The organism is Nocardioides sp. NPDC127503, assembly GCF_040302165.1.
Taxonomy (GTDB): Bacteria; Actinomycetota; Actinomycetes; order Propionibacteriales; family Nocardioidaceae; genus Nocardioides.
Genome location: NZ_JBEORH010000021.1, coordinates 13,759 through 33,655, shown reverse-complemented (window position 1 = coordinate 33,655; position 19,897 = coordinate 13,759). Strand labels below are relative to the sequence as shown.

General features: G+C 31.4%; 24 protein-coding genes. 5 read left to right on the top strand and 19 right to left on the bottom strand.

Annotated features, from left to right (window positions below; translation table 11 throughout):
- Positions 1–41 precede the first annotated feature (41 nt).
- The 5 genes from ABTW65_RS29120 to ABTW65_RS29100 all read right to left on the bottom strand — a co-directional run bounded on the left by ABTW65_RS29120 (position 42) and on the right by ABTW65_RS29100 (position 2,594).
- A complete protein-coding gene (locus tag ABTW65_RS29120; RefSeq protein ID WP_049374172.1) occupies positions 42–596 on the bottom strand; it encodes a single-stranded DNA-binding protein in 555 nt (184 codons plus the stop codon).
- Between the two features lie 28 nt (positions 597–624).
- Positions 625–1,401, bottom strand: coding sequence for an ATP-binding protein (locus ABTW65_RS29115; protein ID WP_061749171.1), 777 nt, complete (start codon positions 1,399–1,401; stop codon positions 625–627).
- Positions 1,402–1,887 (bottom strand): siphovirus Gp157 family protein, encoded by a 486-nt coding sequence (locus ABTW65_RS29110; protein WP_002468176.1) that lies wholly within the window; start codon positions 1,885–1,887, stop codon positions 1,402–1,404.
- Positions 1,871–2,065, bottom strand: coding sequence for a hypothetical protein (locus ABTW65_RS29105; protein ID WP_350666648.1), 195 nt, complete (start codon positions 2,063–2,065; stop codon positions 1,871–1,873). The genes ABTW65_RS29110 and ABTW65_RS29105 overlap by 17 nt, the downstream gene beginning before the upstream one ends.
- A gap of 313 nt (positions 2,066–2,378) precedes the next feature.
- On the bottom strand, positions 2,379–2,594 hold the full coding sequence (locus ABTW65_RS29100) for a hypothetical protein (protein WP_002468180.1): 216 nt from the start codon (positions 2,592–2,594) through the stop codon (positions 2,379–2,381).
- Positions 2,595–2,702: 108 nt separating this feature from the next.
- Between ABTW65_RS29100 and ABTW65_RS29095 the strand changes: the two genes are divergently transcribed.
- Positions 2,703–2,906, top strand: a complete 204-nt coding sequence (locus tag ABTW65_RS29095; RefSeq protein ID WP_002468183.1) for a hypothetical protein — start codon at positions 2,703–2,705, stop codon at positions 2,904–2,906.
- Positions 2,907–3,014: 108 nt separating this feature from the next.
- Here ABTW65_RS29095 and ABTW65_RS29090 read toward each other — a convergent pair whose 3' ends face one another.
- Positions 3,015–3,503 (bottom strand): ORF6C domain-containing protein, encoded by a 489-nt coding sequence (locus ABTW65_RS29090; RefSeq protein WP_038399444.1) that lies wholly within the window; start codon positions 3,501–3,503, stop codon positions 3,015–3,017.
- A gap of 287 nt (positions 3,504–3,790) precedes the next feature.
- Positions 3,791–4,672 (bottom strand): DUF3102 domain-containing protein, encoded by an 882-nt coding sequence (locus tag ABTW65_RS29085; RefSeq protein ID WP_038399443.1) that lies wholly within the window; start codon positions 4,670–4,672, stop codon positions 3,791–3,793.
- Between the two features lie 48 nt (positions 4,673–4,720).
- Between ABTW65_RS29085 and ABTW65_RS29080 the strand changes: the two genes are divergently transcribed.
- Entirely contained in the window at positions 4,721–4,939 is a 219-nt protein-coding gene (locus tag ABTW65_RS29080) for a hypothetical protein (protein ID WP_038399442.1), read from the top strand.
- 175 nt (positions 4,940–5,114) lie between these two features.
- Here ABTW65_RS29080 and ABTW65_RS29075 read toward each other — a convergent pair whose 3' ends face one another.
- On the bottom strand, positions 5,115–5,327 hold the full coding sequence (locus ABTW65_RS29075; RefSeq protein WP_038399441.1) for a hypothetical protein: 213 nt from the start codon (positions 5,325–5,327) through the stop codon (positions 5,115–5,117).
- Positions 5,328–5,498: 171 nt separating this feature from the next.
- Between ABTW65_RS29075 and ABTW65_RS29070 the strand changes: the two genes are divergently transcribed.
- The 3 genes from ABTW65_RS29070 (at position 5,499) to ABTW65_RS29060 (ending at position 8,746) form a co-directional block, all read left to right on the top strand.
- Positions 5,499–6,110: a LexA family protein gene (locus tag ABTW65_RS29070; protein WP_038399440.1), complete on the top strand. Its 612-nt coding sequence runs from the start codon at positions 5,499–5,501 to the stop codon at positions 6,108–6,110.
- A gap of 214 nt (positions 6,111–6,324) precedes the next feature.
- Entirely contained in the window at positions 6,325–7,482 is a 1,158-nt protein-coding gene (locus ABTW65_RS29065; RefSeq protein ID WP_038399439.1) for a CapA family protein, read from the top strand.
- A gap of 214 nt (positions 7,483–7,696) precedes the next feature.
- Positions 7,697–8,746, top strand: coding sequence for a site-specific integrase (locus ABTW65_RS29060; RefSeq protein WP_002468148.1), 1,050 nt, complete (start codon positions 7,697–7,699; stop codon positions 8,744–8,746).
- A gap of 1,578 nt (positions 8,747–10,324) precedes the next feature.
- Here the strand turns inward: ABTW65_RS29060 and ABTW65_RS29055 are convergent.
- From ABTW65_RS29055 to ABTW65_RS29005, 11 genes are all read right to left on the bottom strand, one after another.
- Positions 10,325–11,788, bottom strand: a complete 1,464-nt coding sequence (locus tag ABTW65_RS29055) for an SH3 domain-containing protein (RefSeq protein WP_038399459.1) — start codon at positions 11,786–11,788, stop codon at positions 10,325–10,327.
- On the bottom strand, positions 11,763–12,218 hold the full coding sequence (locus ABTW65_RS29050; RefSeq protein WP_350666644.1) for a phage holin: 456 nt from the start codon (positions 12,216–12,218) through the stop codon (positions 11,763–11,765). Before ABTW65_RS29050 ends, ABTW65_RS29055 begins: the two co-directional genes overlap by 26 nt.
- An 18-nt stretch (positions 12,219–12,236) precedes the next feature.
- Positions 12,237–12,581 carry a YxeA family protein gene (locus tag ABTW65_RS29045; protein WP_350666642.1) on the bottom strand — a complete coding sequence of 115 codons (345 nt, stop codon included), beginning with the start codon at positions 12,579–12,581 and terminating at the stop codon, positions 12,237–12,239.
- Positions 12,582–12,792: 211 nt separating this feature from the next.
- Complete coding sequence (locus ABTW65_RS29040) at positions 12,793–13,200, bottom strand: hypothetical protein (RefSeq protein ID WP_038399457.1); 408 nt, start codon at positions 13,198–13,200, stop codon at positions 12,793–12,795.
- Positions 13,187–13,612, bottom strand: coding sequence for a hypothetical protein (locus ABTW65_RS29035; RefSeq protein ID WP_002497615.1), 426 nt, complete (start codon positions 13,610–13,612; stop codon positions 13,187–13,189). Before ABTW65_RS29035 ends, ABTW65_RS29040 begins: the two co-directional genes overlap by 14 nt.
- A complete protein-coding gene (locus tag ABTW65_RS29030) occupies positions 13,609–14,244 on the bottom strand; it encodes a poly-gamma-glutamate hydrolase family protein (RefSeq protein WP_502890703.1) in 636 nt (211 codons plus the stop codon). Before ABTW65_RS29030 ends, ABTW65_RS29035 begins: the two co-directional genes overlap by 4 nt.
- Positions 14,237–15,451, bottom strand: a complete 1,215-nt coding sequence (locus ABTW65_RS29025; RefSeq protein ID WP_038399456.1) for a BppU family phage baseplate upper protein — start codon at positions 15,449–15,451, stop codon at positions 14,237–14,239. The genes ABTW65_RS29030 and ABTW65_RS29025 overlap by 8 nt, the downstream gene beginning before the upstream one ends.
- Complete coding sequence (locus ABTW65_RS29020) at positions 15,451–17,313, bottom strand: M14 family metallopeptidase (protein ID WP_049386821.1); 1,863 nt, start codon at positions 17,311–17,313, stop codon at positions 15,451–15,453. Before ABTW65_RS29020 ends, ABTW65_RS29025 begins: the two co-directional genes overlap by 1 nt.
- Positions 17,314–17,328: 15 nt before the next feature.
- Positions 17,329–17,502: a hypothetical protein gene (locus ABTW65_RS29015; RefSeq protein WP_002504159.1), complete on the bottom strand. Its 174-nt coding sequence runs from the start codon at positions 17,500–17,502 to the stop codon at positions 17,329–17,331.
- Complete coding sequence (locus tag ABTW65_RS29010; RefSeq protein ID WP_350666639.1) at positions 17,495–19,036, bottom strand: phage tail protein; 1,542 nt, start codon at positions 19,034–19,036, stop codon at positions 17,495–17,497. The genes ABTW65_RS29015 and ABTW65_RS29010 overlap by 8 nt, the downstream gene beginning before the upstream one ends.
- Positions 19,037–19,063: 27 nt before the next feature.
- Positions 19,064–19,897 carry a phage tail domain-containing protein gene (locus ABTW65_RS29005; RefSeq protein WP_002468177.1) on the bottom strand — a complete coding sequence of 278 codons (834 nt, stop codon included), beginning with the start codon at positions 19,895–19,897 and terminating at the stop codon, positions 19,064–19,066.

Below are 19,897 nucleotides of genomic sequence, written 5' to 3'. Positions count from 1 at the left end.
ATCTCGCTAGTATCTTGTAATAAGCTGCATTTAATCACGTCCTAGAAAGCTAAATCATCATCACTAATATCAATTGGTCCATTAGCATTTGCAAACGGATTATCTTGTTTTGTCATTGGCGTTTGCTGTCCGTTAGCTTGTTGTTCACGTTGTTTCATTTCATCAGTTTTAGGTTCGGGTTTATTTACGATTTCGTCACCTTTGTTCCAAACTTTTACAAAAGATAATCTAACGAAATACTTTCCTTCATCTTCGTTAAATTTATTTTTAAGTACGATTGTTCCTATTTTGTTAATTAATCTGTCTGTATCGAAAGTTAAATCAGGTAAATTAAGTTGAATTCCTAGTCTGCTTAATAATTCAATGTACTGTCTTTCTTGGAAGTCTTGTTGGAATGGTGGTACAAATTGATTATGTTTGTATTGTTTACCTTCGTTATTTTCAAATACGATAGTGAAATATCTTCCTTCTTTGTCATTAAATTCAACATCTTTAACTTTAACTGTGAATTCTCCTGCTCCTAAGAAGTCTCCACCTTTTATAAATGCTTCTTGATTAGTTTCTTTAGTGTGTTGTGATTGTCCTGTGATTTTCATAATTTTATACCGTCCTTATTAGTTATTTTTAATTTCCATTTCTGATTGCTTGTACAACGTCTGTAATGCTTGGGTTTACAAATTTCTTATTGTTAATTGTTATATTGCTTACATGTCTTATTTTGGTTTCAAATAAATTAGAGGGTTCAGCATTAAGTACATACTCATATGACTTTTGTCCGTTTTTCTCATGCTCCTCAATTGTCATTCTTGCTAAAACATCTGATTGACTTACAACTGCTTTTCTTATTTGATCTTGTGCCTCAATCGTGATAGTGGGATTAATCGTGCTGCCCTCATCGTCTTTATCTTTGTTGATACCTTCATGACCGCTTATTGCTAAATGGAATTGATATTGTTCTTGTAACTTAGAAACATATCTGTACATATGCACAATACGTGTCGCACATTCTCCCCAATCATTAAATGTCGGTTTCTTAGTCTTACCGTTCATGATGTCATCTATAGTGATGTCACGAAGTTTTTGTATCGTTTCGATTACTATGACATCGATTTTCTTTCCGTTATCTCTAAGTTTTTCGATAATTTGAGGCAACATTTTTATTACATAAGCAAAGTGTTTGTAGTTTTTGATTTGTACTACTGCGCCATCTTCTGTAACTGTTGTTCCATCTTCATTAATATCAAGCACAAGCGCGTTGTTATCTTTGGTTAAAAAGGTCGTTTTACCTGTACCGAATTTTCCGTAGATAGCGAATTTATAAAACTTGTTAGCATTTTGTTTGCTGATATCTTTAACCCCTAGTTGAGTTAGGATATCTTGCTCTTGTTTTTCTTCAGTCATCTATCTTACCCTCAAACTTCTACTTTGTTTTAGTTCTACTCCTTTGAGTTCTAAACCGCCTTTTATAGCTTTCAATAACTCTTTTTTGTCTAGCTTTGGTTGCTGTTCGATGTAGTATTGTTTAGGTATTAAACTTTCATCTGTAACATCTAAACTAGGTGGATTGTTAGCGATGCTGTACGAATTAAGCGCAGTTTTAAACTTCTCTTTACCTGTCTGCTCCATAACTTCCTGTAAACTTTCTTTTAAACGTTTGACACCGTTTTGATTAGAAGTTTTACGTTGTCTTAAACGCTTTATTTCTTCGTCTATAGCATTGTTATCTGCTTCTAAAGACTTAATAACTGCTACATATCCATCTGCTTTTTCTTCGATTGCATCGTTTATGCTTGCTAGCGTATCTTTTAAAATTTGTTCATCTTCTTGTTCAGCGATAAGGTCATAAACTTGTTGATAATTATCTTTTAATTCAAATAAGTTGCTCATCGATTAGACACTCCCCTGCAATTACTTTTTTAGCAACTTCTAGCTTTTGTTTCATTTTATTAATAGAATCAATGTTTCTAAATTTAAGACTTTGACACCCATATTGATAATGGCTTGAATAGTGCCAAAACTCACAAACTACATTACCGTCATTGTATTTTTTAAATTCAACTTCCACATTTTGATTGCTATACATAACAAGTTCATTCAGTATTCTCGATGTATCTAATAATAATTGTGAATTCATAATTGACTTATCATCACCTTTTTTGGTTTAATTAATTCATAGTATTTTAATACTGTCTCTTTCTCTTACTGGTAGACGTTATTACGTCTACTAGTTTTTTTAGTTACATTTAGCCATTTCTCCCAAAAGAACGAACTAAAAATTAAAGCGAACATCGAAATTCCTAATACTGTCGTGAAACCAGCACCTAACATTAATGTTATTATCATTGCGTTAAACATCGTCATGTAACTTAGTAAGTACTTCATTTTGTTCTCTCCAATTCTTTCAACACCTCATCAGAAATATTATGATAAGGAAATTTTTCTCTAACTAATTGAATAGGTATCTTTCCTCTTATTGCAATGTAACCTTCTTCTTCTAGCTCTTGATTGAGCTCTCTGATTATTAATGATGCTTTTGATTTAGAAACTGATAATATTTGCGCTAACTCTTTTGCTTGAAGTGAGTTTTTAATCATGTTTATATCTCCTAATCTATTATTATTCTTTCGTCTAAAATTAATTTTTAACTCGATTATTACTTCTTTATCTTTTCATGTATAATGAATGGCAAAGGGGGTTTTATAATGAATAAGATTACGAAAGAAGAATTATCTGAGCTGATTAATCAAAGAAATGATTATGCCGAAGAAACATTTGCTGAAATGTTTCTAGAAAGGGATAGTGAAAACCCTAATGTCATAGCAAATAACTATTTTGAATCTTTCGCACTTGCTAATGACAAGATGATTGAAAAATTGTTAAAGAATCTTGATTTATTAGAAGATTAAATTTCCATTAGAGTTTCCTCTTCACTTGTAAAAGTGTGATTAGGAATCTCTTTTTATTAGGTAAATCTTATCCTCTAAAAATTCTTTTCTTTGCCCCATAATTCATTTCTATATCAAACCAGGGATATTCCAACTTGCTTTATCTTCAAGTTCGTTGGGCTTGAAATCTTTAAACGCAATCATTATCAAAAATTGTTTAGTACGGTCATAATCAACTTTTTGAATTGCTGTGTATCTCGGGACGTTGAAATACTCTTTTAAGCGTGTCCACATTGCACGAATAAATTGTCCTTTTTTCTTTTTGAATAATTCATTTTGGTACTTCATATCTACTGGAATACCATTTTTGTAATACTCTCTTGTAAATTGGTTTGCTTTTGACTGAACAATTGACTGCAGTTCCTTTTGCTGTTCATAAGTTATAGGTACTTCTTTCTTGATTTCTTCTACCATATCTTCTACATATGACACTCGATTTTCAACGTGATCTTCCATATCTAACATTCTTTCAATGATTTGTTCTAACTGTTGCCCTTGTTCATTCGTTTGTTTAATATGATTTTGTAAAAAAATTAATTCATCTTTACGCTTTGCCATTTTGAATTCCTTCTTTCTGTTATAATTTTTCTATATACATTCGGTATCTATTCCAGTACTACAACAGCTCGCTACATCTGTTGCTAAACAAATGTTTGGTTTACAGTAATTTGAACTCTAATCCATTAATTAAGACATATAAGTTTTTATTAATTTGTGGAAAGCGTTCAATCAAGTGGTCATAATTATCTACTAACTCATTAGATACAAATATTAGTCGTCTATTACCTTTCTTGTCATAGTAGTAATAGATGACTTTTTGTTTTTCTTCTTGCATTGCTTTCCTCCTAATTTACGACGATTCTTCCGTTTAACATTGCTTCTAAATTGGTTGTAAATTCTTTCAGTAATGCTACATTTTCTTGTAGTCTTTCTTTCGATTTCGTATTCGCTTTGATGACTGTATCTAGTCTGTATGTCTCAACCGAATTTTCTTTGATGAAGTTCTGAATACTAATTGATATCTTGTGTGCGTTGATACTTGATTCACGTTCTAACCTCGTTAATTCTTTTTCTTCGTATGCTTGGTTAGGGTCGCTGAAACTGTTTCTATATCGCTGCAATTCATCTCTAAGTTCATTAGCATTGTTATTTTCACGTTCGAATTTTTGCTTGAATTGTTCGAGTTGTTGCTGAATTTCATCAGGTATAACCTCTTTGATAACCTCTCGCTCAATCACTTCAGGTTCTCTATTCTGTTCATCTTCGAGTTTCTTACGTGCAATTGACTCTGAACGTTGTGCTTGTTCCACTTGTGATTGGAGTTGTGCGTTTTGTTCATCACGTTGTTTGAGTTGACGTTTTAAGTCTTCTAATTCTCTATTTGTCATATCTATAGGTTTTTTCATTTCGCCAGAAGATGTTTCAAATTCTTCCTCTCGTTGTTCCTCGGGAATGGTCGCTAAAGAATATAATGCTTTAATCCCTAAATGGTTCACCGGTGAATCATTTGAGAATTCATCACTTACTTTTATAAATTTAGTTGCTTGCCCTCTACTCATATTTATTGATTGCAACCATTCAGACCACTCACCATGTGCTAAGTCATTTTCTTTAACATGTTTCAATCTTCGACCAATCTCGAAAATAGACTGACCTGCAATATTTTGATAACTCTTGATTTCCGTTTCTATTGTGGTTAAGTCGTTGCTGAGTTGTAATTCTTTCAATCGTTTATGCTCCTTTTTGCTATACTCCTTATAAAAGGAGGTGATATTGTGAACATTGATAACATCCGACAATTTCTGGATCGATACGAGGATATGTCTTTAAAACTTCACTTAGATAATGGCGATAAAGTTGAAGTTTTAGAAAACACACCTTCAATCGCAGGTATTCTTCAAGTCGAAAAACCTGAAAAGATCATCGTTAATTTAGACAGAGTGGTTTGGATAGAATATTTTAATACTAGTTCTGAACCACCAAAATTTATCTAGTGACTTCTTTGTAAGCTAAGACCAAATTCGCAGTTGCCTCAATCAACTGTGGGTTTGGGTTTTTTTGTATTACTTTTAATAAAACGTTAATTGTTCTGAACATTTCAATTGGATCATTTTGTAATTCGTTCAATTAATCCACCTCCTCCAATGTGTCTTTTATGACACTAATTCTTCAAAAAAAAATATCGTTCATTTGGTCTCTAGTTAAATTTAGAACTTTAACTATAGTCTTAATTTCTTTAATGTCGAATTCTTGCTCTCCTCTAATCCTGCTATAATAGGCACTTTTAGAAAGTTTCAGTCCATGTTCGTTTAACTCTTTTAAAAAATAATTTACATGCATCTCTTTCATCGCCAAAGCAGAATAAAGTTTTGCTTTGTTCATTGTTTAACACCTCCGTGTCTTTTAGGATACTTTAATAATACATACTATGAATCTTTAAGTCAACACAAAAGTGTCTAAAAATACATTTTTATTTTAATTTCCTATACAAGTGTTGCTTTTAAGATACTTAAGTGCTATATTTAGTACATACCAATTAGGAGGAAATTTAACATGAAACCCGACATTAAAAGTAGACGTAAAGAATTGAATTTAACTCTAGAACAAGTTGGAGATTTAGTAGGTGTTGGAAAATCAACTGTGAGAAAATGGGAAACTGGCGACATAGAAAATATGAAAAGAGATAAGATTGTAAAATTAGCAAAAGCATTGAGAGTATCTCCTTCATATATTATGGGAATAGAAGAAGAACAACCTCAAATAGAAACCCTACCAGTCAAAAAGATACCAGTCGTTTCTAAAATATCTGCAGGCTTACCTATCTATAGTGAAGAAAATTTAATCGATTATATATACTTTGCTACTAACAAACTTAATTCTGATAAAGAAGAATTTGGCTTAAAAGTGTCTGGCGATAGCATGGATAAAATATTTCAAGACGGCGATATAGTTGTGGTAGAGAAAGATTCTATAGTAGAGAATGGTCAGTTAGGCGTTGTTATGATTAATGGTTATAACGCGACTGTTAAACGTATTAGATACAATGGTGACCAAGTTATATTAATTCCAGAATCAAACAATACAAACCACTATCCACAGGTATATGGCAAAGATGACGAAGTAAAAATAATTGGTAGAGTTGTAGCAAGTCAAAAGTTATTTTAATGAAAGGTCAATTTAATAAACTACATACAAAAGGGGTCTATGAATGAAAATTTTAAATTATCATATTAGCTATGATCATATTGAAGATTTATACACTGTTACAGCCGAAACTGATAACGGAAAAACTTTCTGTTACACATTTTCAGATATGTATACTTTAAAAGATGTTAGAGAAACATTAGAGAGAATTGCAAGTGAAATAGATAAATAAACCATGAAGAAGGTATGTAAATTGAAAAAGATAATAGCTATAGTTTTTTTTAGTCTATTAGCAGTTATAACTATAATATTTGCTGAAATTGACACCCACTTTAATCATGAAAAAGTTTCTTTTGTTGCAGTTGGAGATAATTTAATTCATCCAGTTGTATATAACGATGCAAAAACCCGTCACAATGACTATGATTTTTCACCAATGTATAAAAACGTTAAACCTTATATAAAAAAGTTTGATATTGCTTACATCAACCAAGAATCCCCAATGGGAGGGGATGATATACCTTATTCAGGTTTTAAAAGGTTTAATACTCCTAGCGATTTGTCGAAATATTTGGTTGAATCAGGATTTAATTTAATTAACGGATCAAATAATCATGCTCTCGACAAAGGTACACATGGCGTTAATCATAGAGTTAATCTATGGGAAAAGTATAAAGAAAAAGGAGTTATGTTCACTGGTGTATACAAATCTAAAAAAGATAATGAGAAACTTCAAATTATAAATAAAAATGGAATAAAGATAGCAATACTTAATTATACATTTGGTACTAATGGACTTAAACCAGAAAATAAATATCAAATTAATTATTTAAATGAAAATAAAATAAAGCGAGATGTCAAATACGCTAAAAAAAATAGTGATGCTGTTATCGTTTCAACTCATTGGGGACAAGAGAGTCATCATTATCCAAATAAAAAGCAAGAAAGATATGCTAAAGTATTCGCAAATTCAAATGTCGATGCCGTAATAGGTATGCATCCCCATGTAATTCAACCGGTAAAATGGGTAAAAGGCAAAAATAATCACAAAACACTGGTAGTTTACTCATTAGGTAATTTTTTAAATGGTCAAAATACTGGTAATGAAAGTAATAATCTTTGTGGTAGCATAAATTTTGATATAACAAAAAAAGGGCAAAAAATTGTAATTAAAAATGTTCATTGGAAATCCCTAGTAAATTTCTATAGAGAAAGAATACCAGGCAATAAAGATTCTAGATATGATTTTACTGTTTACCCACTAGACAAATATAACGATAAAATAGCAAATGAACATGGTATGCAAAGTGGTGAAAACAAGGATATGACTAAAGAACATATGGAAAGAATTACTAATGAAATTATTGATAAAGAATTTTTAAAATCTAACTAAATTTGTTGATAGTTTATGAAATAAAAAAGATAACCCCAGGCACATAGTAATGCTCAGTGCTTATGCACTTACTCCTTTTCGGGACCAGCGTTAATCCTTCTCGAGTTATCTTAATTAAATTATAAGTAACATTGACTATTATTTAGAGAGCATATTATCGGGTAGCCCGTCTACCCTTATTATTTTTTACTTTTTTAAGGAGGAATGAGTAAAGATGCCAGTATATAAAGATGAAAGTACAAAAAAGTGGTATTTCTCTATACGATACAAAGATGTTTACGGAAATAACAAACGTAAATTGAAGCGAGGATTTGCCACAAAGCGTGAAGCGAAGAGTGAAGAAGCAAGATTTTTAAATGAAGTTAACGAAGGTTATAGTGACTCTAGAACTTTTGACTATGTTTTCAATCATTACCTGGAAAATAGCGATCTTCGACCTAAAACAAAAAAGCGTAAACGAAACGAATATAATAAACATATAAAAGATAAATTCGGACACATCAATATGAATAAAATAACTCAAAATCAGTGCCAAGAGTTCCGTAAATACTTAATGGAAACTGTACCTTCAACTAATACAGCACGTACCATATGGTCTGGTTTCAAAGTAGTTGTTAACTATGCTAAAAAGTATTTCGGGTTGCGTATAGATCCAACTATATCCATCAAACCTATTCCACGTGTAAAACCTAGACCGAAGTATATGCTAAGAGAGGAATTTGAAGAACGTGTAAAAGATATTAAAGAACAAGACTATAGAGAATTGTTTACTTTGATGTTTTATACAGGATTAAGGGTCGGAGAAGCAATGGCGCTAGTTTGGACTGATTTTAATAAATATAAAAAAGAGATATCCATTAGTAAAACAATGGACATCTCTAATAGAACAATATATCCACGACCTAAAACAGATAGCTCAGAAGATATTGTTCCCTTACCTAAGTTCATCAATGAAATGTTAACTCAACGCTATCAACGTGAGAAATCAGCAAACAAATACTTTGATGAACGTAGTTACTTTATTTTTGGTGGAATGGCTCCTAAGCACTACCAGCATGCTCAGAAGAAATTCCAACAAGCTTTCCCTAATTATAACATACACACGTTAAGACATTCTTACGCATCTTACCTTGCAAATAACGGTGTAGATATTTTTGTTTTACAATCGCTTATGAGACATGCTCAAATCACTGAAACGATGGGCACTTACAGCCATTTATATACTCAGAAAAAACACGATGCAATAGCAATATTTGACGAGTAAATGGTATCAAAATGGTATCAATAGCTGTTTTCAGTGATAGAGAATGGCTCAACCACGCCTTTGAAGGCTATCCAATTGCACCTTCCATTTCGTGTAAAATATCTATTTTCTGTATTTTTCAGATACTAAAAACGTTGATTTTAAGCGGTTTTGGTATCTGAAAATTTTACAATATTTTTAGTTTTAAATTAAATTGGTATCAATTATGGTATCAAAAAACCACGTTCTGTTAAGAACGTGGTTATTAAATAAATACATGAAAATTTGAGAGGAAAGTTAAATTGTATACTTATAAATTAGCACATTTAAAGATATAAAGAAAGTGGTTTAGAATATAGTATTAATATTAAATTAGGGCAAGGGTTATTTTAATATAATGGCCACCTCGAAGTCGAAATAGTTATAGTTTTATCTTAATTGCAAAATCATATAACTTTTCACATTGTTTTAACCCTAAATTATCAAGTGTGCGTTCTCCAAATCTTAGTCGATGAATAGTACTTTGTTCTACACCTGTTTCTGTTGCTATGCAATTGCTTGTTAGATCACTCTTTAATAACTTCTCTATTTCTTTTCTCATTATTCACTTTTCACTTCTTTGATATGATTTTATGTAAATAGTGTTCCATTTGCCTTCAACATAAACATTATGACTTTTGTACTTTTTAGTCATTCATACCATTCAAGTACTTTTCACTAGCTCCCCATAAACAACACACCAGTCTTCATTATAATTGTATTCTATCCTTATTATAATACTTTGTAGCATATTCATATAGTTTTTTGCAGTATGTTATCAGCTTCTATATTTTCAAGTCGTAGTTGTGAGATGACAAATTGTTTTATGCTTGCTCTTTGAAAATCTGATATCCTGTTATAATACTACTAATCAATTCAAGTATTTTTGATTTATACTCGCTCAAGTTTTCTACGTCTATTCTTTTTATCTAAATAATAAAAATGGATCTCTCTTCCTATAAAAGTAGTAATGGTACGCTTAATATTAATAATACAAATATATTTGTTCTTTCATAATTGAAAATATCCCAAAAATATTTTATCATATGATATGGAGAAGTTCTGAAGCTCCAGGTATAATCCTTTCTTTGTTATTTGGCCTTACGGTTTAGTTACCGAGAGGCCATTTTCTTAGTTGCATAACACTTCTTGAATAACCAGTACTGACAATACTGGATGTTCTAGGAGTGTTTTTATTATGTCTAGCATGAGGTTTTATGAAAACTTTTACATAAAAAAAAGGATAGCCGTTAAGACTACCCTTCTGTGAAATGACTTGCAATTTAATTATAACATAGTTACGACAGAAATTGTTGGCGTTCGCAAAAATAACCACGCTCACAAAGAGCGTGGTAGCAAAAAAGTTATAAAGGAGTATAAAAAATTAAATTGTATGTAATTTAATTATAGCACAGACCGTGTAACCAATGTAGTGTTAAACTATGTTTTTTTAATATCAATCTAATATCTTCATATTATAGACATAATTAATTGTAATTTATGAGAGGTAGCCATAGCGACTACCCTTGTATAATGACGTGGTAATTTTATTATAACAGATTAATTGATTGTACCCCACAATTTACCTAAACTATCATTTGTTTTATTCCATGTTCTCACAGCTAACCAAACGTCATTACCATTATAAGCTGTATAACTCACCCAAACGTGACCGTCTTGTTTACATACAGTGTCATATTTTATTGTTTGACCTGGCTGTAATACACCGCTCACAGGACAACTTCTAAACGGTCCAACATAATGAGTTTTAATAGGAGTGTTTGGCGTAAAGTGAGCTATTTCTGATTTATAATAAGTTCCATACTTATTGATTTTCCAACCGTTCATATCTCGTCTATTAGCTGGAGTGGATGCACTGCCAGGTTTGTTTTTAACTGTAGTAACTTTAGGTGTACTACCTTTCATATATGCCCTAATTTGCTTAATAAAGTAATCTTTTAACTCAAGCTGTGTTGCCTTAGTCCATGCTTGTTTTGTTGGATCAATGCCAGCATGTAATTTAGCAGAACGATGAGGACAAGCTGTATAACTAAATTCATTGTGTAAACGAACAGTATTTCTGTTAGCTGGTAACCCCCACTTTTTAAGTTTATGCGCTGCGAATTTAAGCGCAACTTGTTCATTTTTAAGAAAATCTTTATCTCCGGCATACATCGATTGGTTAACTTCGATTCCGTAGAATTCAAAATTACCTGAACCTGGTTGGACACCATCTGATACATGCCAAGCAATTCTATCTTCTGATATAGATTCCCAAATACCGTTTCTATCAGCGTATGCGTGAGCTATGCCTCTTGCTAATCTATTGTAATCAGCGTTTACTAGATTGTTGTAGTATTGTTTTGAATTCATTGTGCCGGCATCGTTATGAATGACTACACCTTTAGGTTTACGACCTCTCTTAGTCATAGTCCAACTTTTTATATGATTAGTGTTGACTTTGATGCTACTATTTTCCTTAACTGACTGTTTAGGAGCTGATTTTGCATCTTTTTTAGGTTCTTCTATTTCTTTCGCTATAGGTGGAACTATAAAGTGTGTTAAACCATAATAATTATCCCATCGTAAGCTAGGTTTTTTATTAGCCCAGCCATTCCAATTTTGTTCTAAAATTTGGAAACTGGTAGTATTACCACCATCATATACTATACCTATATGCCCATAACGTGAATAGGTTCCAGCTGTATATACAGCTATCCAACCTTTTTTGGGTATCGTTGACGGTTTGTTTTCTACAATCTTCCACCCTTTAGGGAATTTGTTTATTATAGAGCTTTTAGCATCGCCCCACATCTCTGTTTGATTATCAGTTAACCACATTACATAATCTATCGCCAAGTCCATACACTGTGCGTGATAAGCACGGTCTTTATCAATGCAACCTGGTTCCATAGCACCAAAGGAAGCGTCATAACTCGTCCAACGTTTAACTCTGTATGGACTATCTACTACACCGTTTTTATAATCTCGTAAACGTTTATTGATTTGAGATTGCGTTTTCATCTGGAGCTCCTCCTCCATCATTATTAAATTCGAATTCTTCTTCATCAGAATCATCAGTAAACGATTCGTTAGTGTCGAAAACTTCAGGTTTCACTGCCCCTGACTCACTTTTAAACTGTACAGGGTGCGTTTTTTGATTACGCGGTTTATTTAGTTCTAGGTCAATACCAGCATCAGCAACGCCTTTAGTGTTAGGGTTTGTAACAATACCTAAAGCTACAAGTATTGTAATAATACTTCCCAGAATACTACTGATTGTTTCAAGTTCACTTGATATATCTATACCAAATGCTTCGGTTACTTGTTTAGAAAATAATAATACTGCACCAACTAAAGCTGTGAGTGTTGTTCCGTTTTTAAAACGATTAATCCAGTTAATTTTCAAAAAATACATCTCCTTTATAGTAAAATAAAAGAGCCTAGGATTCATGTCCCAGACTCTAAGATATTAATTTAAATGTTTACGTGCTTCTTTAGGAATGTCATCTTTTTTAACTTCTTCATAACTTTTAACTGTATCTAATTTTTGTTTAATTTTTAAATAGTGATTGAGTTTTAGTCTTTTCATTCCTACATATTTGATTTTTTTACTGTTACCTTTTTTATCATAACCTGTTGTTTCGTATTCATGAGTTTGATCTGCCTCTTTTTTAGGCTTTTCTTTTACTGGTTTAGTAGTTTTTACATAATATTCTTTTGTCGGCTCAAGAGGGTTCTTCATATTCAAACTTTTTACATTTTCATTACTTGGATGATAATCACCGTAAATTCTCAATCCGAAAAGTAATCCCATTACTAATAATATAATGATTATTATAGGAATTAATAAAATTTTTAAATCTCTCATTAATGAACTCTCCTTCAATTTAATTACAATTTAATTGTAGAAGATTCTAATGAAAATTACTTTTATCTATTCTTACAAAATGACATCTTAAACTTACAAAGTTGAAAGATTTTAAAACTATATATGCCTTACTATGATTTTTTCTTTAAATACCACTTTAATTAATCACATTTTTTAAAAAGTCGAACAATGGGTGGATAAGCCAAGCCACACCGCCTCCACCAACAAATATACCGGTAGCTTTTAAAATAAACTCTTTATTTTCTTTACCTTTCTCTTTTGCTTCTTGTTCTTCTTGACTTAAATGTTTCCTAAACATTTGAGCATCCTTTTCGACGACAGACAATCGATGGCCTTGTTCTATGATTTGTTGGTTTGTCTTTTTCTGTTCAGCACTCATCTCTTTAGTTGCTTCAACCATTTGATTAAGTGTAGGTTTAAATTCTGCTAATAGCACACTTAAATTGTTATAATTATTCGTATGTTTTTCATCGACTTCTCTTATTCTTTTATGAATAGCATCCCTATCGTCATAATAACTTTGGGGTAATTCATTGTTTGGCATAATGCAACACTCCAAAGTAAGCATAACCACCACACGTTAAAGTAGTTAAAAAGTAAATGAGAGGTGACATCCAATTTAAAGAATCACTAATACCAGCTAACGTGATTACAAAGAAAAACACAGAACAAATAATCCCTCCTAAAATAAGAGTGATACTATAGACTTTGTTAATATTTCTATAAGGTAAAGCCATAGCTGCAATAGCTAAGCATAAACCACCTATAAAGAATGGAATACCCCAAATACTTAAGGGTATTATTTCATTAATACTGCTATACAATGGACTTTTATCGACTTGAGTTTCAGAAGCAAATATAAAAAAAGACCCACGAGCCATACCTATTGTTCCAATAAATAATAAAGAAATAACATTAATATATTCCATTTCAGTCATACTGTGTGTTTTCTTCATGTTTCTACCCACTTTCTATCATTAAGTGCAGCACAAATAGCATTAGCATAGTAATACATATCTTCTGTCCAATTATGTGTATTTTCTCTATTCTTTTGACTAAAATCGTTTCGACTAAAAAATTCTTTTCTTTGTTGAGTTGATATTTCAATCTGTACACCCATGCCATAGGCATTTTTATTAGTTATATTATTAATTTCTCTGCCCGCAATTCTGTCAGAAGCAGCTTCCACATTAAAACCTGAAACTTTTAAATTGTGAGTAATAAGAGATATAAGTCTTTCATCTAGTCCACCAATATAACTATTCGCTTCACTGCTTGAATAACCATGTATGGCTATCGTTACATTCATAAATTGATTCCAATATAGTAAATTGGGGTTATCATAATTTGTTGAAGTGACGTGTAGAGTTCTATTGTTTTTCGGTTTTAAACCTTTAAAAGTGAAATAGTTTGAATTCGATAATTCTGCAACCAATAACGCTAATTCAGAAGTGCCGCACTCTATACCACCTCCGTGTATAGCAGTTATAAGTGATTTACTATTTCTATCTTGCGTCTCAATCATCCAATCTTTTTCATTTCTCACAAGTTCAGTCATAGATTTATAAGTATCCATCACTTTATTCACCTCCTTTATCTATCATTCTAATTTCTCCGTAAATATAAGCTTCACGACTTACTGACCACTGATCGCTCTGAGAAATATAAACTTTAACATCTCCATTAGGTTCAATAGTTAATTGAGCACCACCAGCTTTAACAGGCACCGCTCTTAGGAACGCAGTTTGCGTACTTGTAATTAATTCACTCGGTAACTTCGCTATAACAGTTCCACTTTTAAAGTTGTCAGCGTTAATTCTTAAAATCACTTCCTTGTAGTCTTGATGTTGAATGATTTTATAAGCGCAATTAAAACCATTTTGTCCTTCAGCTTTATAATGCCTATTTTTTATAGCTCCATTAATCAAATCATATTCAATCCAATCTGAAGATTCAGGTAACTTTTCTTGTATTTCAGTAATGATTTTACGATGTTCATCAATTGTGACGTATCCCTCTTGACTTAATATATTTTCAATATTCCTAACTTCGATTCTTAAATCTTTCAAATATTGACTTCCTTTTGTGTCAATTTCGTTGTCATATTCTTCATAAAGATTTTGAATTGTATTTTTAGCCGCGTTAAGAGATTCCTCGACGTCTTTTACACTTTTACTATGTTGTTGATTAAGTTTGTCCAATCCTTTTTTTGTTTCAATCTGAATCTTTGTAATTCCTTCATCACTTGCATCTTTCACTTTAACAACGCAATCTTCTAAATTATCTAATTGTTCTTGTATTTCAGTGGCTCGTGCATTAATTTGTCTTTTTAATTCATCAAACATACGGATATATTTAATTTTAGTTGCACCATTAATTTTATTTATTATTGCGTCACCCACTTCGAATTCAAATTCAGTTAAAACTGCAGTTGATGATTTATCGCTATCTACCTGATTTTGATGGTTAATCGAAATATATATTTGACCTATAACAGTTGTATTCGTTGAAGCTTGTAAGAATTCAATAGGTATAGTTACTTCAATAACACCATTTAAAGGGTCAATAAAACGCACATTTTCTACTACTTGATTAGAACCGTTAGAGGACTCAAGATATATGTACGTTTCAGTGTTTTCTTCACTAATTAATAAAGGCTTTTTGTTTTTAGTCACATAAAACCTTAAAACAGCAGTTTTATCATCTAAATTATAAAAACCGATACCTTCATCAGATATCGGTTTTAAGTAAGGCTCGTTTTTAACTTCAATTTTACCAATCTTTTTTAATTCCATTATTTATCCTCTCCATTTATAACGTTTCTTAAATCATCATCGTATATAGTATTAGGGTAAATTTGTGTGAACGTATCTTCTTTAAGATTACCGTATTCTCCAGATTTTAATATCTGAATAGAATTAGCAGAATGCGTAGGAGTGAACTTCGCAAATAATTTAATTTGTTTGATTGTTACAATACCAGCACCTTTTTTCTTAACATCTAATACTGGCATTACTGTATCAGTACGTTTTGTACCTGGTTCAGTAATCGTCGACATTTGAACTCCAGCAGCAGCGTAAATAGGGAAAGTTGTATTTCCTTTGTTGAGTCTATGTTCAATTGAAAATAGATTACGTTTTCTACTTTTATTAAACCCAAAGAATGGATGATAATTCTGAACAATATTAGGACTAATCCCGACTGTGACATCTCTATCAACGTTTATAGTCACATATCCATAGAGCTCTACAAATCCATTCGCTAAAACTTTGAAACGCTGCTGACTCATCATTATACGTTGCCATTCATTCCTTTCTGCACGTAGGGTAATGACTTCAGACGTTTTATTGTTAAATCTATCATCATATACCATCACTTTAATGAAAGGATCTAATGATGTTTGACCATTTTGATAAGATTCAAATTGTGCCATTCTGAAAATTACATTACCAACCCAGCGTACTGAACGTCTCATTTCTTCGGGACTTTTCTTTTCACCGACACGTTTTTCATTTATTTCTGAAAGATATGACGTTGTTTTATTTCGGATTCCTACCCAATTACTAAAAGATGATAATGTACTGGAACCCCAAACAACGAGATCTCCCTTACTTTTTAAATTGTTAATAAGATGAGTCATATTATTATTTTTTTGATTAGCCCAACGCGGATAAAATAAACAGTAATCATTATTTACTGAAATAATATCATGCAAATCTAAGTGAGCAGTTAAATTATCTATACGTTGAACTAAGCTACGCATATTTTGTGATTCTTTTTCAGAAAAAGGACTTTTACCTTTGAAGTTAGATTTATCAGGATCTGTCCCTTTACCTGCCTTCCAGTTATAATCAAAATTTCTGTTTAAATCTACATTGTTCACATTCTCTCTTTTTTGATTTGCGAATCCCCACGGGTTAACCATAGGAACATAAATTAAACGTACATTTTTTCTTAAGTAAGTTAGTTGAGGATACTTTTCCCACTGATTGACCAATAGGTTGAGTATATGGCACATATCAAAAAATCCAGTAGTTTCATTACCGTGTATACATGAAGTAATAAGTAGCGTTTTATTGTAATTTTGTGGTTCAAACGTAAATTTGTACACATTATATTTTCCTGATGTATCTTCTCCTATAACTTCTTTTGTAACGTATTGATTATCAACTAAAGGGTTTAAAAATGCTTCAATATGGGCTTCTGGTTCCCAATTATTTGGTGTCCCATTTTCTCCTAATCTATTTCCTGATATATATGGAGGATTCCAAATAAAGTCAACTGCACCATTAGAATGTATTTCTTTATCTAATTTTCTGTTAATTCCTAAAAAGTCATGAAGCAGTCTTTCTTGCAACAAAGGATGTACGGTACCATCTATTGATACTCTGGCTTGTTTTGTTTCAGCTATACCGTCTCCATTTGCTCCTAAAACAAGCCCATTAATATTACCGTTAAGATAATCCAAAAATGCAGAAACGTTTGTATTTCTATAATCAACCTGCATGGCTTGATGTGCATGAAGGTTAGTTTCTGTGTGTGCGCGATGCTGATGATCTAATTCATTATAATAATTAAGTATTGTTCTAAAATTATTTATCATCTTGGTTCTAAATGTGTGTCCTATTTGAATAGGAAAGTCTAAAGTTAATAACATTTTATGAACCTCCTTTTATTCCTTCTCTAAATGAGATATTCTCTTTTTAAGTTCTTCATTTTCTTTTTCCAAAATTTCTATTTTATCTAAGTAAACACCTAAACCGATGACTGCCTCTATGTGCGTGACTGGAAAATATTCTTCTCCATCTCTATCTTGTAGATATCTTATCGATACTTCTTTACTCATCAATCAATACACTTCCTACTGTTTCGTTATATTCCTCTAACACATTTAAAGAATAGTCACTAGTTTTGAATCCTTTTTTCATAAGATTATTAACCTTTCTTAACCTACGATTGAACTGTGATTGCATTTGTATAATATCTTTCTGAGCATTACTGAATTCCACTTCAATAGGCTGCGAAACAAGGGGGTGATATTCAGTAAGTTTGACAACTTTTAAATCAGTATTAAATCCGATAGGTTTGTGAATAAATCGAATAGTATTATTTTCATGAATACTTTCTAATCCTAAATAATTCGTTGCTACTTCGATTGTTGGAATATCATCAAGCGTTTCTTTTAATTTCTTCTTTAACTCTGATTGATTTGTAATATTATCATCATATATTGTAGGGGCTTCTGATTTACCATATTGCTTATAATATGGAGACTTATATTCAGCATATACATGATAAATATCTTTGCCTTTAAGAACTGCAGTTAGATTTAAAACACTACTTTTACTCGTACCAACATACATGACTGGATTAGACTTCTTATAATCAATACCAGGTTTTTTCGATTTAAAAACGCCTCTAAAAGAATGTTTACCTTTTGATAATCCTTTAGCTAAAATAACTTTTTGCGTCGAAGCATGAGCGCTGTAACAATCAAAAGTCCCTTTCGACTTATCATCAATAAATACTTCGATAATTCCACCTTTAGGTCCTTTTTTTAGATTCCAAGTTAAGGTTTCATTCCCCCACTTACAATCAAATGTCTTATAAAACGAATCTCCTATATGTTCAGTAGACCAAGTCCCTTCTTTATTAAAATTTCCAGAGTATGAGAAATCTTTAGGTTTTATAGGTTTATAGTTTTTCGTTTCGGATTTTGACTTTTTCTTTCCATATCCTTGAATATAGGTGCGTAATTCAGTTGTGATTGTTTTAGCCGAAACCGAACTATTATTATATTTATAAACTAATATTTCATCTGATTTTTTATAAAAATTATCAGGTGTATAAATATGGAAAGTTTTATTATTAGCAAAAAATATATAGCCAAAATACTCAGCACCTTCAATAAGATGTTCTAAACCATTTTTATCTCCTAACTGTTCAATATATTTACTCTCATTAAATTTTCCATGTAACTTATAATCGAAATTAAGTTTATTATTTTTGAATGCAAAATCAAGGTACTCTTTAACTTTCATGGAAATTTTTGCTTCAGTCTCATCTTCATCATTCAGTGACTCATCATCTAAATCTTTAGGTACATAATGATTTTGAAATTCCATAGAAATATGCTTAGCCTCAATTTCATTAAGTATTACACCTTCTTCATACTTAAGCTCAGTCGATTTAATAACATATTTCTGGCCCTTCCAAATTAAATAATTTTCATTAATCAAACTATCGAATATATCGGCGTTAACATTAGTTTTATAAGCAGTGAGAGATATGGATCGCTCATTATTTTGTTCATATTCATATTTAAAGGAACCAAAATCAAAGTCATTAACAATTTCCGAAAATGTCCCTTCTCTATTCATAAATATTAGATTTTCCAATATTCTCACCTACCTATAGATGTAATTAAATATAAATTCTGTTTTAGGACTATTGGATATATTGTGACCTCTAATTAAAATTTCATTCCAACCCGGCGCTAAAGTAATAAAATCATAATTTGTGTCTTTACCAACTCTTTTATTATTAATATAAGGATGCACTCCTATAATAGAAACCGTATTACGCTTTTTGAGCGGTTTTTTATATTCAAATATATCATTTGTGGTTAGATTAACGATTTCAAATCCATAAGGTGCTGTAAGTGTGCAATTAATATTTAATTTGTGTCTTAATAAAGGGTTAATAGTATCTTTAGAACCGTTAAATATTTTAAAGTAACGAATATTGTGTTTATATTTAACTTCATCACTTCCTATAACACCTTGTTCAAATTGCCAACTTTCATCAGTCCAACTAAATTCAGAAGTATCTTTTAATGATTCTGCATATCCTTTGTAGACAGAATAAGTCACCTCAATAAGTCCAAATTGACTTGTTAAATTTTCATTACTGACACCCTCTGGTATAACTGCATATTTTTTACCTGGCATATCTGAATGCCATACGAAATAAGGATCTCTCCTATTTATCAATTGACGTAACTTTTCTTTTGCTAATCTATATTCTTTATAATCCATGCCTTTATATGAAAATCTCAGTATCAAATTAAAAGGACCGAAATTCATCGGTCCTTGTAAAACGCCATCGCTACCATTAACTTCAATCTGATTGGACTTCCTATCTAAATCCTCTTCTTCAAATTCTAGAAACTTAAGATGAGGAATATCCGTTAGTGTTTCTTCGAAATGATCGTTAAATATTTTTACTTTTTTATTTTCCAA